The sequence below is a fragment of the Pseudomonas sp. NPDC090752 genome (assembly GCF_055584805.1).
On record NZ_JBVJLI010000012.1, the window covers coordinates 22,355 to 38,550 of the forward strand.

Annotated in this window: 13 protein-coding genes; 9 read left to right on the plus strand and 4 right to left on the minus strand. The window is 64.9% G+C overall.

What is annotated here, in order from left to right; all coding sequences use genetic code 11:
• The first annotated feature begins 34 nt into the window (after window positions 1-34).
• Window positions 35-1,138 carry an oxidoreductase gene (locus ACZ6YA_RS16950; protein ID WP_465898258.1) on the plus strand — a complete coding sequence of 368 codons (1,104 nt, stop codon included), beginning with the start codon at window positions 35-37 and terminating at the stop codon, window positions 1,136-1,138.
• Between the two features lie 118 nt (window positions 1,139-1,256).
• Here the strand turns inward: ACZ6YA_RS16950 and ACZ6YA_RS16955 are convergent, their stop codons facing one another.
• Entirely contained in the window at window positions 1,257-1,919 is a 663-nt protein-coding gene (locus ACZ6YA_RS16955) for a response regulator (RefSeq protein WP_465898259.1), read from the minus strand.
• The gene (locus tag ACZ6YA_RS16960) at window positions 1,916-3,310 is read right to left on the minus strand and encodes an ATP-binding protein (RefSeq protein ID WP_465898260.1); all 1,395 of its coding nucleotides are present in this window, start codon (window positions 3,308-3,310) and stop codon (window positions 1,916-1,918) included. The genes ACZ6YA_RS16955 and ACZ6YA_RS16960 overlap by 4 nt, the downstream gene beginning before the upstream one ends.
• Before the next feature lie 151 nt (window positions 3,311-3,461).
• Between ACZ6YA_RS16960 and ACZ6YA_RS16965 the strand changes: the two genes are divergently transcribed.
• The 4 genes from ACZ6YA_RS16965 to ACZ6YA_RS16980 are packed head-to-tail and all read left to right on the plus strand — an operon-like array spanning window position 3,462 to window position 9,879.
• On the plus strand, window positions 3,462-4,646 hold the full coding sequence (locus ACZ6YA_RS16965) for an efflux RND transporter periplasmic adaptor subunit (RefSeq protein WP_465898261.1): 1,185 nt from the start codon (window positions 3,462-3,464) through the stop codon (window positions 4,644-4,646).
• 10 nt (window positions 4,647-4,656) lie between these two features.
• The gene (locus ACZ6YA_RS16970; protein ID WP_465898262.1) at window positions 4,657-7,788 is read left to right on the plus strand and encodes an efflux RND transporter permease subunit; all 3,132 of its coding nucleotides are present in this window, start codon (window positions 4,657-4,659) and stop codon (window positions 7,786-7,788) included.
• Window positions 7,788-9,161, plus strand: a complete 1,374-nt coding sequence (locus ACZ6YA_RS16975; protein ID WP_465898263.1) for an efflux transporter outer membrane subunit — start codon at window positions 7,788-7,790, stop codon at window positions 9,159-9,161. Before ACZ6YA_RS16970 ends, ACZ6YA_RS16975 begins: the two co-directional genes overlap by 1 nt.
• Before the next feature lie 55 nt (window positions 9,162-9,216).
• On the plus strand, window positions 9,217-9,879 hold the full coding sequence (locus tag ACZ6YA_RS16980) for a class I SAM-dependent methyltransferase (protein ID WP_465898264.1): 663 nt from the start codon (window positions 9,217-9,219) through the stop codon (window positions 9,877-9,879).
• Between the two features lie 14 nt (window positions 9,880-9,893).
• Here ACZ6YA_RS16980 and ACZ6YA_RS16985 read toward each other — a convergent pair whose 3' ends face one another.
• A complete protein-coding gene (locus tag ACZ6YA_RS16985; protein ID WP_465898265.1) occupies window positions 9,894-10,772 on the minus strand; it encodes an NHL repeat-containing protein in 879 nt (292 codons plus the stop codon).
• A 217-nt stretch (window positions 10,773-10,989) separates the two neighbouring features.
• Here ACZ6YA_RS16985 and ACZ6YA_RS16990 point away from each other — a divergent pair, with 217 nt between their 5' ends.
• The 4 genes from ACZ6YA_RS16990 to ACZ6YA_RS17005 all read left to right on the plus strand — a co-directional run bounded on the left by ACZ6YA_RS16990 (window position 10,990) and on the right by ACZ6YA_RS17005 (window position 15,054).
• A complete protein-coding gene (locus ACZ6YA_RS16990) occupies window positions 10,990-11,970 on the plus strand; it encodes an aliphatic sulfonate ABC transporter substrate-binding protein (protein ID WP_465898266.1) in 981 nt (326 codons plus the stop codon).
• A gap of 16 nt (window positions 11,971-11,986) precedes the next feature.
• On the plus strand, window positions 11,987-13,351 hold the full coding sequence (locus ACZ6YA_RS16995) for an LLM class flavin-dependent oxidoreductase (RefSeq protein ID WP_465898267.1): 1,365 nt from the start codon (window positions 11,987-11,989) through the stop codon (window positions 13,349-13,351).
• Window positions 13,352-13,483: 132 nt separating this feature from the next.
• On the plus strand, window positions 13,484-14,320 hold the full coding sequence (locus ACZ6YA_RS17000; RefSeq protein ID WP_465898268.1) for a bifunctional allantoicase/(S)-ureidoglycine aminohydrolase: 837 nt from the start codon (window positions 13,484-13,486) through the stop codon (window positions 14,318-14,320).
• A gap of 89 nt (window positions 14,321-14,409) precedes the next feature.
• Complete coding sequence (locus ACZ6YA_RS17005) at window positions 14,410-15,054, plus strand: START domain-containing protein (protein ID WP_465898269.1); 645 nt, start codon at window positions 14,410-14,412, stop codon at window positions 15,052-15,054.
• On the opposite strand, the gene ACZ6YA_RS17010 is transcribed toward ACZ6YA_RS17005, so the two are convergent.
• Entirely contained in the window at window positions 15,005-16,123 is a 1,119-nt protein-coding gene (locus ACZ6YA_RS17010) for an MFS transporter (RefSeq protein ID WP_465898396.1), read from the minus strand. The two genes, ACZ6YA_RS17005 and ACZ6YA_RS17010, sit on opposite strands and share 50 nt — an antisense overlap.
• Window positions 16,124-16,196: the final 73 nt, after the last annotated feature.

Sequence of the window (16,196 nt, forward strand, 5' to 3'; positions counted from 1 at the left end):
TTCTGGCACACACAGTACCTCAGGGGGATTCACAGTGACCCACTCAACTCGCAAGATCTTAACACCACATGCTATCAATGGCCTGCCGTTGCGCAACCGCCTGGCGGTCGCACCCATGACCCGGGTCAGCGCCAGCGAAACCGGCCATGCCAGTGCGGCAATGGCGCAGTACTACGCGCGCTTTGCCCAAGGTGGTTTTGCCCTGGTGATCAGCGAAGGGATCTACACCGACCAACGCCATGCACAGGGTTATCCGTTCCAGCCCGGCCTTACCGACACCGAACAGGCCACAGCTTGGCAGGCGGTTACCGACCGGGTACACGCTCATCAGGGCGCCATGTTCGCCCAACTGATGCACGCCGGGGCCCTGAGCCAGGGCAACCGCTTCTGCGAGCAATCGGCCGCACCTTCGGCCATCCGCCCCAAAGGTGAGCAGATGCGCTTCTACTACGGTGAAGGCCATTACCACGTGCCCAAAACGATGAACGATGAAGAAATCGCAGACGCGATCGAAGGCTTTGCCCAGGCAGCCAAGCGCGCGATCGGCCAGGCCGGTTTCGATGGCCTCGAGATCCATGCCGCCAATGGCTACCTGCTCGACCAGTTTCTGACGGACTACGCCAACCAACGGACCGACCGCTGGGGCGGCACTACGCAGAACCGAATTGCGCTCACTCTTGAAGTGATCAAGGCGGTCAGGGCCGCAGTTGGCAGCGCAGTGCCGGTCGGCGTGCGCATTTCGCAGGGCAAGGTCAATGACTTCGGGCACAAATGGGCCAACGGTGAAGCCGATGCCGAACTGATTTTCGGCGCGCTGGGCGAGGCGGCCGTGGACTTTATCCATACCACCGAATTCGAGGCCTGGCAGCCAGCGTTCGATCACGGCCAGGCAAGCCTGGTGGCTCTGGCACGTCGCTTTGCGCCGCAGGTGTCGATGATTGCCAATGGCGGCCTCCATTGCATTGAGCGTGCCGATACCGCGTTTAGTGATGGGGCGGATATGATCGCCCTGGGCAAGGCGGCCCTGGCCAACCCGGACTACCCGCAGCGGCTGGCCGGCGGGCAGGCGATCGCCGAATTCGATGGGTCAGTACTTGGACCGATTGCCGATATCAAGGCAAGTGAACTGGCGCTGTAGTCTGTACCGGCCTCTTCGCGGGCGGTCCGACGTCTCGGCAAGCCCGCTCCCACAAGATCACCACAAAACTCAAGAACTGTGGCGATCCTGTGGGAGCGAGGCCCGCCAAAGCAATACATCATTCAAATTCCAGGCTGTAGCCAACCCCGTACACGGACCGCAGCGGGTCAAGCCCCGGCGTGATCGCCGTCAGCTTGCGCCGCAGGTTCTTCACATGGCTGTCGACCGTGCGGTCGGCTACCACCCGGTGGTCCTGATAGATATGGTTCATCAGCTGGTCACGCGACAGCACCTGCCCGGGGCGCGCGGCCAGGGCGGCGAGCATGCGGAACTCCACCGGGGTCAGTTCCAGCGCCACGCCCTTGTAGCGTGCCTGGAACGCCCGGGCATCCAGCTCCAGCCCGAGGCTCGGCGCCTGGCCCCCATTGCGACGCAGCACGGCCTTGACCCGAGCGACCAGCTCGCGCGGCGAAAACGGCTTGCAGATGTAATCGTCGGCCCCCAGCTCCAGGCCAAGCAGGCGGTCGATCTCATCGACCCGGGCGGTCATCATGATCAGCGGCAGATGGCTGAAACTGCGCAGCTCGCGGCAGATGTCCAGGCCGTCACGGCCCGGCAGCATCAGGTCGAGCAGGATCAGCTGGTACTGGCCCTGGCGGATGGCCGGGATCACCGCCAAGCCGTCGGCCAGGTGGTCGACCGTATAACCGCCCGCCCGCAGGTAGTCCGCCACCAATGCCGCGAGCTTGGGCTCATCTTCCACCAGCAGAATCTGACTCATGCATGTTCTCCTGCAACTGGCAACGCCAAAGACAGCAGCAGCCCGCCCATGGCCGACGGCTTGGCCGTGAGTTTGCCGCCGTGTACGTCGGCGATCCCCCGACAAATCGCCAGGCCCAGGCCGGTACCGCCACTGGCGCGGTTGCGCGAACGCTCGGCGCGGTAGAAGCGCTCGAACAGCCGCGCCAGTGAGGCGCTGTCGACACCGGGGGCGGTGTCTTCGCACTGCACCAGTATCTGGTCACCCGCCTGGAAAGCACGCAACACGGTGTGGCCGCCAGCATCGGTGTAGCGCCGGCTGTTTTCCAGCAGGTTGTGCAACAATTGACCCAGGCGCGACTCGTCGCCCAGCACCCATAACGGCTGCGCCGGCAGCTCCAGCCGCAGGGCCAGGCCACGTTCGCCGAAGCTTGCGGCAAACGCCTCGGCGACCACCGACAACAGCACACACAGGTCGATGCGTTCGCGCCGATAGGTAGGGCCACCGACCTCGGCCAATGACAACTCGAACAGGTCGTCGACCAGCTTGCTCAGCGCTCCGACCTCGCCCTGCAACGAACGCAGGGCATTGCCATCGAGCGGGCGGATGCCGTCTTCCATAGCCTCTAGTTCGGCGCGCATCACCGCCAGCGGCGTGCGCAGCTCATGGGAGATATCGGCCATGAAGTCACGGCGCAGGCGCTCGTTGCTGGCCAGGGTGGCGGCCATGCGGTTGAAGTCACCGGCCAGCTGCCCCGCCTCGTCTGCCGAGCGTACCGGCAACTGGATCGCATAGTCGCCAGCGGCCAGGCGGTGAGTCGCGCTGGCCACTTCGCGGATCGGGCGAAGCAGCGCGCGGCTCAACCACCAGGCGATCACCGCGGTGGCCAACAGGCAGGCCAGGCCGATCACCAGGCTGGAGCGCAACTGGTTGAACTGGAAGCGCTGGTCGCCAACGCTGGTGACCGACTGCAACGGTGCCAGCGCCATCCAGCCGACCACCTGGCCCTGGTGATGGATGGGCCGCAGCAGCATGTCACTGCTGGCGGGTTGGTAGCCGATGATCGGCTGGCGCTGCGCATCCAGCAGAGCAAAACGCACGAAAGCGCCGGTGAGGTCGGAAACGGTCAGCAGCCTGGAATCGAAGGTCTTGTCCGGCTGTGCGTCATCCGGGCGCAATAGCTCGAACCATTGGTCCTTGTCGCGACGGATGAAGTCCCAGCTGCCATGCCGGGCGTACGCCAGCTCGACGCGCGGCACGATGCGCTCCATACGCTCCTCGGCCTGCTGGTTGAGGTAACCCAGAAAGCCGTACTTCAAGCTCACGTAGGCGGCGAACACCATGCCCAGCACGGCGAACGCGCACACCGCGAGCATGGCGCAGAAGAACTTGCTGGACAGGCTGACTTTCATGTAACCGCCGACACACTGGAATTGCCGACATTGAAGCGCGCCACCAACAGCCCCGCAAGGCGCACCGGGCAATCTCCCAGATTTCTGCACAATGGCTGCACATTTTCCGAACACGCTGGCGCCATCGAAATCACTTGGCTCGGAGCCCGCGATGCCTACTTTGTTGCAATCCCTGATGCTGCTTCGCTCGCCCCTGGGGCGCGCGCTGTTGCTGAGTACCGGCCTGATCGCCATCGGCGGCTGCCGCGAGGGCGAGATCACCACCGCGCCCGCCCCACTGCAGGAAGTCGCGGTGTACCACGTGGCCAGCGCGCCCCAGGCCCTGAGCACCACCCTGCCTGGCCGCGCCACTGCGCACCTGATCGCCGACATTCGCCCGCAGGTGGGCGGCATCATCCAGAAGCGCTTGTTCAACGAAGGCGATACGGTCAAGGCCGGCCAGGCGCTGTACCAGATCGACCCGCAGCCGTACCAGGCCACGTTGGCACAGGCCGACGCCACGGTCAGCTCCGCGCGCGCCACGCTCAAGGCCGCCGAACTGAAAGCCAAGCGTGATGCCCAGCTGGTGAAGATCGACGCCATCAGCGCCGAGGACAACGAAAGCGCCCAGGCCGCCCTGCTCCAGGCCCGCGCCAGCCTGCAGTCGGCCCAGGCCGCGCAACACAGTGCGCGCATCAACCTCGACTACACCCGCATCAACGCCCCCATCGATGGCCGTACCGCCACTTCATCGGTTACCCCCGGCGCGCTGGTCACCGCCGAGCAGACCACCGCCCTGACCACAGTGCAGCAACTGGACCCGATCTACGTCGACTTCACCCAGCCCAGCAGCACCCTGCTGCGCCTAAAGCGCGAACTGGCCGAAGGCAAGCTGGCGCCCAGCGAGCAGCAGGACGCCACGCGCATCAGCCTGCAGTTGGAGGACGGCAGCACCTATGCCCACGAAGGCACGCTCACTTTCAATGGCGTGAGCGTCGATGAAAGCACCGGCAGCGTGACCCTACGCGCCCTGGTGCCCAACCCCGAAGGCCTGTTGCTGCCGGGCATGTACCTCAAGGCCACCCTGCAGGAGGGCGTGCAGACCGACGCCATCCTGGTGCCGCAACAGGCCGTGAGCCGCGACGAGCGCGGTGGCGCCACCGCCCTGGTGGTGGTGGACGGCAAGGTGCAGCAGCGCGAGCTGACCCTGGCCCGGGCAGTGGGCAACCGCTGGTGGGTCAGCGAGGGCCTGGCCGACGGCGACCAGGTGATCGTGCAGGGCTTGCAGAAGGTCCGCGTCGGCCAACAGGTCCAGGTGCAGGACAACGCCCTGACCGCCCACAACGACAGCCAGTGAGGCGTATTACATGGCACGTTTCTTTATCGACCGGCCCATCTTCGCCTGGGTCATCGCCATTCTGGTGATGCTCGGTGGCGGCCTGGCCATCTTCCAGTTGCCGCTGGCGCAGTACCCCAACATCGCGCCGCCGCAGATCACCCTCAGCGCCACCTACACCGGCGCCTCGGCCAAGACCATGGAAGACTCGGTGACCCAGGTCATCGAGCAGCAGATGACTGGCCTTGATGGCCTCACCTACATGTCTTCGAGCAGCAGCTCGGCCGGCAGCGCCAACATCACCCTGACCTTCGAGGCCGGCACCGACATCAACACCGCGCGGGTGCTGGTGCAGACCAAACTGGAACAGGCCAAGGCGCGCCTGCCGGACACGGTGCAGCAGCAGGGCATCAAGATTCGCAACTCGGCCAGCGACTTCCTGATCATCCTCTCGCTGGTGTCGGACAACCCCGAGGTCAACGCCACCGATATCAGCGACTTCATCTCCAGCACGCTGTACGACCAGATCAGCCGGGTCACCGGCGTTGGCCAGGTGACCACCCTCGGCTCAAGCTACGCCATGCGCATCTGGCTCGACCCGGACAAGCTCAAGCAGTACGCGCTGATGCCATCGGACGTGAGCAGCGCGCTGCAGGCGCAAAACGTCGACACCTCGGCCGGCCAGCTCGGCGCCCTGCCCGCCCGCGCCGGCCAGCAGCTCAACGCCACCATCAGCGCCCGCAGCAAGCTGCAGACGGCTGCGCAGTTCCGCGAGCTGGTGCTCAAGTACGCCAGCTCCGGCGCCGTGGTGACCCTGGCCGACGTGGGGCGGGTGGAGCTAGGCAGCGAAAGCTACGACGTGGTCGCCGAGCACAATGGCCGGCCTTCCGGCGGCCTGGCCGTGAGCCTGGCCACCGGCGCCAATGCCCTGGACGTGGCCGACGCGGTGCAGGCCAAGCTCGGCGAGCTGGAACAGTTCTTCCCCAGCAACCTGCAGCTGCACAGCGAAGTGGCCTACAACACCGCGCCGTTCGTGAAGATCTCCATCGAGGAAGTGGTCAAGACCCTGTTCGAGGCCATCGCCCTGGTGGTGCTGATCATGTACCTGTTCATGCAGAACCTGCGCGCCACGCTGATCCCGGCGATTGCCGTACCGGTCGTACTGCTGGGTACGTTTGGTGTGCTGGCCTTGCTGGGATATTCGATCAATACCCTGACGATGTTCGGCATGGTGCTGGCCATCGGCTTGCTGGTGGACGACGCCATCGTCGTAGTGGAAAACGTCGAACGCATCATGGCCGAACAGGGCTTGTCACCGCGTGAGGCGACACGCCAGTCAATGGGCGAAATCAGCGGTGCACTGATCGGTATCGCCGTGGTGCTGTCGGCGGTGTTCGTGCCCATGGCGTTTTTCGGCGGCTCCACCGGGGTGATCTACCGGCAGTTCTCGGTGACCATGGTCGCGGCCATGGCGCTTTCGGTGCTGGTGGCGATGACCTTGACCCCGGCGCTGTGCGCTACCCTGCTCAAGCCGGTGACGGCCCACGGCAAACCTGCAGGTGGGTTCTTCGGCGGGTTCAACCGGACCTTCGAGCGCACCTCGCTGGCTTACCAGCAGGCCGTCGGCACGGTGCTGATGCGGCCGTTGCGTGGCCTGCTGGTGTACGCGCTGGTGCTCGGCGGCGTCGCGTTGATGTTCCAGAAACTGCCCAGCGCATTCCTGCCCGAAGAAGACCAGGGCATGCTGATGATGCAGATGACCCTGCCCGTGGGCGGTACCGACGAGCGCCTGCAGGCGGTCAGCCGCCAGGTGCAGGACTACATGCTGCAGCAGCCGGAAGTGGCTTCGCTGCTGACCGTGCGCGGCCTCGGCAATGGCGGCAACGCCCAGAACGCCGGCCGCGGCTTCGTCAAACTGAAGGATTGGAGCGAACGCCAGGGTGACGAACACAGCGCCGCCGCCGTGGCACGGCGGGCTAATATGGCGTTGTCGAAAATCCTCGATGCCAATGTCTTCGTCATCGCCCCGCCAGCCATTCAGGGGCTAGGCCAAAGTTCCGGATTCGACGTGCAACTGCAAGACCTTGCCGGCCTCGGCCATGCCGAGCTGCTCAAGGCACGCGACCAGTTCATCGCCCTCGCCAGCCAAGACCCGCGCCTGGCCAACGTACGCGCCCAGGGTCTGGAAGACACCCCGCAACTGAACGTCGCCATCGACGACCGCAAGGCCGGCGCCATGGGCGTGTCGGCCAGCGACATCAACGACACCCTGAGCACGGTGATGGGCGGCAGCTACGTCAATGACTTCCTCGATGCCGGGCGGGTCAAGAAGGTCTACCTGCAAGGCGAGGCCGATCAGCGCATGCAGGCCGAAGATATCGGTGCCTGGTACGTGCGTAACGACAGCGAGGCGATGGTGCCGCTGTCGGCCTTCACCAGCACCTACTGGAGCACTGCTTCGCCACTGCTGGAGCGCTTCAATGGTTTCGGTTCGTACGAACTGGTCGGCGAACCGGCAAGCGGGGTCAGCTCCGGTGACGCCATGGCCGCGGTCGAGCAGATCATGGCACAACTGCCCGAGGGCATCGGCTATGGCTGGGCCGGGCAGTCGTACCAGGAACGCCTGGCCGGCAACCAGGCGCCACTGCTGTACGCCATCTCGATCCTGTTCGTGTTCCTGTGCCTGGCCGCCTTGTACGAGAGCTGGTCGGTGCCGTTCGCGGTGATGCTAGTGGTGCCGGTGGGCATTCTAGGTGCACTGCTGCTGACCGGCCTGCGTGGGCTATCCAACGACGTGTACTTCCAGGTCGGCTTGCTGACCACCGTGGGCCTCTCGGCAAAAAACGCGATCCTCATCGTCGAGTTCGCCAAGGAAGGCTACGAGCGCGGCCAGGACTTGCTGAGCGCCACCCTGGAAGCGGTGCGCATCCGCCTGCGCCCGGTGCTGATGACCTCGCTGGCGTTCATCCTCGGCGTACTGCCGTTGGCCCTGAGCAGCGGCGCCGGTGCCGGCGGGCGCCAGGCGATCGGCACCGGTGTGCTCGGCGGCATGCTCGCTGCGACCGTGCTCGGCCTGTTCTTCATCCCGTTGTTCTTTGTCCTGGTGCAACGCCTGGCAGGCCGCCGCGCGGCTGCCGTCGATACCGTTGCAGGAGAAGCCTGATGCGTCTGTCCCCTGTTCTACTGGCGCTGGCCCTGACCGGCTGCGTCAACCTGGCCCCCGACTACCAGCGTCCCACGGCGCCGGTCGCCGAGCAGTGGCCGAACATTACCAGCGCCAGCAAGACTGGCGCGGATATCAGCTGGCAAAGGCTGTTCGTCGACAACCGCCTGCGCGACACCGTGGCACTGGCCCTGGCCAATAATCGCGACCTGCGGGTAGCGGCCTTGAACGTCGAATACCAGCGCGCTCAGTACCGCATACAACGCGCCGCGTTGTTCCCGGCGCTTTCGACCAGCGCCGACGGCACCCGCCAGCGTGCGCTGTCCAATGACAGCACGGCGGTCAGCAGCCAATACAGCGTGGGCCTGGGTATCAGCAGCTACGAGCTGGACCTGTTCGGGCGGCTGGGCAACCTGAAGGACGCCGCACTGGAGGACTACCTGGCACTGGAGCAGACCCGCCGCAGCACACAGATCAGCCTGGTGGCCGAGGTGGCCAGCGCCTGGATGACCCTGGCCGCCGATCAGCAACTGCTCAAGCTGGCCAACGACACCTACGCCAGCCAGCAGAAGACCTACGCGCTGGTAAAGCAGAGCCACGGCCTGGGCGGCGAGTCCGGGGTGAGCCTGGCCCAGGCGCGCAGCACCGTGGAGTCGGCCCGCGCCGATACGGCGAACTATGCCAGCCAGGTCGAGCAGGACCGCAACGCCCTGGAACTGCTGGTCGGCCAGCGCCTGAGTGAAACCCAGCTGCCAGGCGCTGGCCAACTGGATGCAGCGCTGCTGGTCAGCGTACCGGCGGGCCTGCCCTCGACTTTGCTGCAGCGCCGACCGGACGTGCTCGCCGCCGAACACTCACTCAAAGCGGCCAACGCCGATATCGGCGCTGCGCGGGCGGCGTTCTTCCCAAGCGTCACCCTGACCGCCACGGGCGGCAGCGCCAGCAGCGAGCTGTCCGGATTGTTCAAGTCAGGCAGCGCGGCCTGGAGCTTCGCACCGTCGATCAACCTGCCGATTTTCAACGCCGGCAGCAACCGCGCCAGCCTCGATGCGGCCAAGGTCAGTCGCGAGATCGAAGTGGCCACTTACGAAAAAACCCTGCAGACCGCCTTCAGCGAAGTGGCCGATGCCCTCGCCGTGCGTGCCCACGTCAACGAACGGCTGGATGCCCAACGCAACCTGAGCGACGCCACCCGCACCCGCTATGACCTGTCGTTGGCCCTGTACAAGCAGGGCTCGAACAGCTTCCTCGACGTACTGGACGCGCAGCGCTCGCTGTATTCGGCGCAACAGGGGCTGATCAGCCTGGAGCTGGCGGAACAGGTGAACCGGGTGACGCTGTACAAGACGCTTGGAGGTGGCTGGCAGGGCTAGCGGGCGCTGGTCGGGGCCATCTATGCTTGGGTCAACGCTCTGGCCGGAGACCGTCATGCCCTCACCCGAAGCCGACTTGCTGCATAGCTGGCAGCTCAATGCCAATGCCTGGATCGAAGCCATTCGCGGCGGCGCCATCGAGAGTCGCCAGCAGGTTACCGATCAGGCCATCGTACTGGCTGTCATGTGTCGCCAGCCCGAACGCATACTCGACCTAGGCTGCGGTGAGGGGTGGCTACTGCGTGCCCTGGCAGATCGTGGCATCGACGTGACCGGAGTGGATGGCGATGCAGCGCTGGTTGAAGCCGCGAGGGCAGCCGGTTCATCAAAGGTATATCACGCCAATTACGAGCAACTGGTCAACGGCGATGTAAACATCGGCACGGGCTACGACCTGATTTGCGCTAACTTCGCCTTGCTGCAGCAGGACATCATCCCGCTGCTGGCTGCAATGAAAGCGCTTTTGCGGCCAGGCGGCGCCTTGCTGATCCAGACCGTGCATCCCTGGAGCGTGGCGAACGGGGATTACCAGGATGGCTGGCGCGAAGAAGCATTCACCGGGTTTGCCGGCGAGTGGCGACCGATGCCGTGGTATTTCCGCACATTGGCCAGCTGGTTGAATGCGCTGGATATGGCGGGGTTCAGGTTGGTGAGTTTGCAGGAGCCGCAGCATCCACAAAGTGCGGTGCCGCAGTCATTGCTGTTGGTGGCAGACTAGATTTCAGGGCGAAGTTACCGCTGCGCGGTGCTTTGCTCGGCCGGTGGGGTCAGTTGCAGCACGCGGTTGCGCCCGCCTTCGGCCAGCAGGTAACCGCCCTTGCCGTCCGGAACGATTGACTGGGGTGCCTTGAGGAAGGTCAGCACGGTGTGCTGGGTGCCATCGGCATCGATACGCAGCAGGCGGGCACGATGGGTATTGTCTTCGCTGATCCACAGGCCACGCTGGTCGCACATCAGGAAGGTGGGATGGCGCAAGCCCTCGACCACCACCGGGTCCTGGCCATCGTCAGATAACGCGCGTACCTTGCCAGTGCCTTTTTCGGTGTACAGCAGGCGGCCATCGACGCAACGGGTCAACCCCTCGGTTTCGGTCAAGCCCGAGCGCAACACCTCCAGCTGGCCGCTGGCCCACTGGTAACGCATCAGGCGGCCATTGCCCTTACGGTCCTCGATGGCGTACAGGTAGTCGCCGTCGTTCCACAGCCCCTGCACACTCTCGCCGTCGAACAGGTGGGTCACCTGGCCATCGCGCGATAGGCTGACCGGTGCGTGGCCGCCTTCCTGGCTGAATACCCAACCAGCTTGGGCCGCGACCATGCCGTCGGGCTTGGACAGGTTGTCGATCAGCACCACACGCTCGCCTTGGGCGGTGATCTTGAGGATGCTGCCGTGGCCGTCGTCCAGCTCGCGGCTGACCAGCAGGCTGCCATCGGCCTGGGGCAGCAGCGAGGCGGCCTTGGCGACGTCACGGTGCAACACCTCGACATCCCAGCCCTTGCTGGCCTGGACCGGGTAGAAGCTTTGCCAGGCGAAAAAGCCCAGGGTGGCGGTGAGCAGTGCGGCGGTTGAGGCTAGAGCAATGCGCGGGCCGCGCTGGCGCAGGATGGGCATGAAAGGGAAGCTCCTGGGAAGTGCGCAGGATCCTAGCAAGGGGATGTGAAAAAATTGTCAACCACGAAACGCCGTTACAAACCTGACAAATAAAAAATGCAAAATGGATATAAAAAGAACAAAACATTCTAACCAAATGGAATTAAAAAATTGAAAGGCAACTGTCGCCTCCTTACGCTGGATACATCGCTTCCCACCCAGCTCAAGGATCAAGCCCATGCCCGCCCGTGCCTTTTCCCCCCTGCGCCGCCTACTCATCGGCGGCTTGCTGGCGACCGCTGCCAGCGCCCTGCTGCCCTGGTCCAATGCCTTCGCCGATGACGCCAAGACCCTGCGCATCGGCTACCAGAAATTCAACAGCATCAACATCCTCAAAGGCAGCGGCGCGCTGGAAAAGGCCTTGGCCCCACAGGGCGTGAAGGTCAGCTGGCACGAGTTCGCCGCCGGCCCGCAACTACTCGAAGCCCTGAGCACGGGTGCCATCGACCTCGGCCATGCCGCCGATGCGCCTTCGGTATTCGCCCAGGCCGCCGGCAAGCCGGTGGTCTACCTCGCCGCCGAACAACCTTATCCGCGCGGTATCGGCCTGGTGGTCCGCGAGCAGGATCACCTCAGCGGCGTGCAGGACCTCAAAGGCAAGCGTGTGGCCACTGGCCGCGGCTGGAACGCCCAGTATCTGCTGGCAGTTGCCCTGGAGCAGGCTGGCCTGAGCTACAAGGACATCACCCCGGCCTACGTCAACAACGCCGCCGATGCGGTCGCCGCGCTGCAGTCGGGCAGCGTCCAGGCCGCCACCCTGTGGGACCCGTTCCTCGCCGCCGCGCAAAGCCAGCCGGGCCTGAAGAGCCTGCGCGATGGCAGCGGGCTGTCCAACAACCGCACGTTCTACCTGTCCACCGCCGCCTTCGCCGACCAGCACCGCGACCTGCTCAAGACCTTCTTCGCCGAACTGGGCAAGGTCAGCCAGTGGGCCAACGCCAAGCCTGCCGAGGTCGCTACCTTGCTGGCGCCGCAACTGGGCATCAACGCCAGCGTGCTGGAAGTGGCCAGCCAGCGGCGCAACTACAACGCCGTGGCCATCACCCCGCAGATCGTCGCCGAACAGCAGAAGCTGGCCGACACCTTCCAGGGCCTGGGCCTGATCCCGCATAAGCTGCAGGTGGCCGATGCTGTCTACCCGGCTTCCGTGCTGCCTTGAGCGGAGAACCCTCGCGATGCCCCGCCACATCCGTTTCAACGCCTTCAGCATGAACGCCGCCAGCCACCAGTCGCCTGGCCTGTGGCGCCATCCGCGCAATACCAGCGTGGCCTTCAACCGCCTGGATTATTGGACCGACCTGGCGCGCCTGCTGGAACGCGGGCTGTTCGACGCGGTGTTCATCGCCGATGTGCTGGGCATCTACGACGTTTACCAGGGCGGCCCCGAGGCGGCCCTGCGTGGTGGCGTGCAGGTGCCGGTCAACGACCCGCTGCTGCTGGTGCCGGCCATGGCCGGGGTCACCGAGCACCTGGGTTTTGGCGTGACCTTCTCGCTCACCTACGAACACCCCTACCCCTTCGCCCGGCGCATGTCCACCCTCGACCACCTGAGCAATGGCCGGGTCGGCTGGAACATCGTCACCGGCTACCTGGACAGTGCCGCGCGCAACCTGGGCCTGGCCCGCCAGCTCGGCCACGACCAGCGCTACGACCTGGCCGGGGAATACCTGGAGGTGCTGTACAAGCTCTGGGAAAAAAGCTGGGATGACGACGCCGTGGTGCTGGAACGGGACACCGGCCGCTACATCGAGCCATCGAAAGTGCACGCCATCGGCCATGCCGGAGAGTACTTCCAGGTGCCCGGCATGCACCTGTGCCAGCCCTCACCACAACGCACGCCGGTGCTGTTCCAGGCCGGCGCCTCGGCGCGCGGCCAGCAGTTCGCCGCCAAACATGCCGAATGCGTGTTCATCAGCGGGCCGACGCCCACCGTGCTGCGCCGCTATGCCGACGGCATTCGCCAGGCCAGTGAAGGGGCCGGGCGTAGCCGCAGTGAAGTGCTTATCTATGCGCAGGCGCTGTTGATCGTCGCTCCGACCACCGAGCAAGCTCAGCAGCGCTTTGCCGAATACCGCCGCTATGTCGACTTGGACGCCGCCCTCGCCCTGCTGTCGGGCTGGACCGGCATCGACTTCGCCGGCCTAGACCCCGACACCTATATCGAATACGTCGAGAACGACGCCGGCCGTGCTGCCCTGGCTGCCTTTACCGCCGCCGACCCGAACCGCCGCTGGAGCGTGCGTGAAGCGGCCGAGTTCGTCGGCCTCGGTGGCCGTGGCCCGGTGCTGGTGGGCAGCGCCAGCGAGATCGCCGACCAGCTGGAAAGCTGGCTGGACCAGACTGGCATCGACGGTTTCAACCTGACCTATGCCGTTCAACCGGACGACCTGGCCAATGTCGTCGAGCTGCTGGTACCCGAGTTGCAGCGCCGCGGCCGCTACCCGCTGAGCTACAGCGACGGCACCCTGCGCCACAAGTTGTTCGGCCAAGGCAACCGGTTGCCCGAAGCCCATGTCGGGCGGCACGTTCGCATTCAGTAAGTAAATACCGGGTATTTCAACATTTAATTTGTGGATGCCACGGGCTGGCCCCTATGCTGTCCGTGCATCCCCTGCACGCACCGGCCGGTGTGGTCCAAGGCACGGGGAGAGAACAACAAGTCGAGACCGTTCATGTCGAATCACTCCTACTTCGCCCCCCACGGTGGGCATCCGGCTCAAACCGAGCTGCTGACTGACCGTGCCATGTTCACCGAAGCCTATGCCGTCATCCCCAAAGGCGTGATGCGTGACATCGTCACCAGCCACCTGCCGTTCTGGGACAAGATGCGCATGTGGGTCATTGCCCGCCCGCTGACCGGCTTTGCCGAAACCTTCTCCCAGTACATCGTCGAAGTGGCCCCGGAAGGCGGCAGCGAGCGCCCTGAGCTGGACCCCAACGCCGAAGCGGTGGTGTTCGTCGTCGAAGGCGAAATCGACATCACCGTCGAAGGCAAGCACCACACCCTGGGCCAGGGCGGCTATGCCTTCCTCGCCCCAGGCGCCGAGTGGAGCCTGCGCAACAACAGCAAGTCCAACGTCACCTTCCACTGGCTGCGCAAGCACTACCAGAAGGTCGAAGGCCTGGACATCCCTGAATCGTTCGTTACCCACCGCGACAACGCCACCGTCATCGAAATGCCGGGCACCGAAGGTGCGTGGAAGACCACCCGCTTCGTCGACATGGCCGACATGCGCCACGACATGCACGTCAACATTGTCACCTTCGCCCCGGGTGGCGTGATTCCGTTCGCCGAAACCCACGTCATGGAGCACGGCCTGTACGTGCTGGAAGGCAAGGCGGTGTACCGCCTGAACCAGGACTGGGTCGAAGTGGAAGCCGGCGACTTCATGTGGCTGCGCGCCTTCTGCCCGCAAGCCTGCTACGCCGGCGGCCCAGGCAAGTTCAGCTACCTGCTGTACAAGGACGTGAACCGTCACGTGCACCTGACGCTGAACCCACAGCGTTAAGCCCTGACTGCTTTAGCGAAGCCCGCCCTCTGGCGGGCTTTGTGTTTGCCGCGCATACTCAAAAACTTACCCGCCGCGCGGTGCTCGCCATGAGCCGCAGCCTGCTGATTGCCGCCGTACTGTGTTGTACCTGCGCCCAGGCCGCCGACGACTGGAACCTGGCCTACGACCGTGAAGGCATTCGCGTCTACCTGCGCGCTGCCGGCGACTCGCCCTACCAGCAGTTCCGTGGTGTCAGCACCATGAAAGCCAGCGTACGCACACTCACCGACCTGCAGGAAAACCTACGCGTGGCCTGCAAGTGGCTGTATGCCTGCGAACAGATGCGCTTGCTGGAAGTCGACGGCGACAGCACCTGGGTCTACCTGACCACCAACCTGCCCTGGCCCACCCTGCCACGGGACATGATCCTCAAAGTCACCAGCGAACGCCTGGACGACGGTACGCTGGTGCGGCACCTGAGTGCCGATCCTGGAAAGCTGCCGGAGCAGGCTGGATTAATCCGTGTGCAGCGCCTGAGCGGCGAGTGGATCATGAAACCTTTGGGCGAGCGTGAGACCGAAGTGACCTATCAGCTGCAGGCCGACCCGGCTGGCGATGTGCCGGGCTGGCTGGCCAACCGCTTCGTGGTGGATGCGCCGGTGGTCACGCTGAGAACATTACGCGCCGTTGCCGAGCGGCAACCTACTGGCCACGCACCCGCCGCATCACCACGCCCACCAGCACCACGTTGACCAACGCCAGCAGGCACAGGGTGAGCAGCACCCCCATCGAACCAAAATGCTCGAACAGGTAGCCTCCAACCAGCGGGGTCAATGCCTGCCCGATCAGTGATGGCCGCGACATGCGCCCCATCAGCAGTACATATTGCGCCGGCGGCATCATCGCCAGCGGCAGCAGCCCGCGCACAATCGCGCGCAAACCATTACCGCAACCGAACACCAGCAGCCCGACCGCCGTGGCCGCAGGCACCAGCGTCACCAGCAGCAAGCCGACCAGCACCAGGCTGACCCAGGCCAGCGCCGTCCAGATCGGGTGACGCTTGCCCGCCAGAATCTGCAACACCCGCGATGCAACCTGGCTGGGGCCGAGCATTGCCGCCAGGCCGATCGCCACCGGCAGCGAGTGGCCAAGGCCCTGGAGCACGGCGACCAGGTGCACGGCAATCGCCGTCATGATGATCGCACCGATGGCGAACATGCTGGTCAGCAGCAGGTAGAGCTGGCGATCCACCCCAAGTGCAGCACCGTTTTCCTGCGCCTTGCGCACCTCGACCCGCCCGCCCGGCGGTAACACCCGCCAATACAAGGGCGCCACCACCAACAGCAGGACGATTGCGTAACACACACAGGTCATGCGCCAGCCAAGGTGCTCGATGGCCATTGCCACGGTCGGCCAGGACAGGGTCGAGGCAAAGCCAGCGATCAGGGTGATGCCGGTAATGGCTTTGCCTGCACCTTCCCCGTAGAGCCCGCCGAGGGTGGCGAACAGGGTTTCGTACAGCCCCATGGCCATGCCTATGCCGATCACCGCCCAGGCCAGCAGGAACAACGCCAGGCTGTGACTGGCGGCCATGATCAACAAACCAACCGCTACCACTGCGCCGCTGGCCGCCATTTGCGGACGGCCGCCGTAACGGGCGACGAGGCGGCTGGACAGCGGGGCGAACAGCGCGGAAACCATCAGGCTCAGCGACAGCGCGCCGTACACCCATTGGCTGGGCCAGCCAGTGTCACGGCTGATCGGGTCGGCCATCACGGCCATGAGGAAGAACGAACCACCCCAGACCAGGATTTGCAGGATGCCCAGGCAGACGATGCCGAAGGGCCTGGGGAATTGCGCGGGGTTTATCACTATCGAGCCTTGAGTTACATAC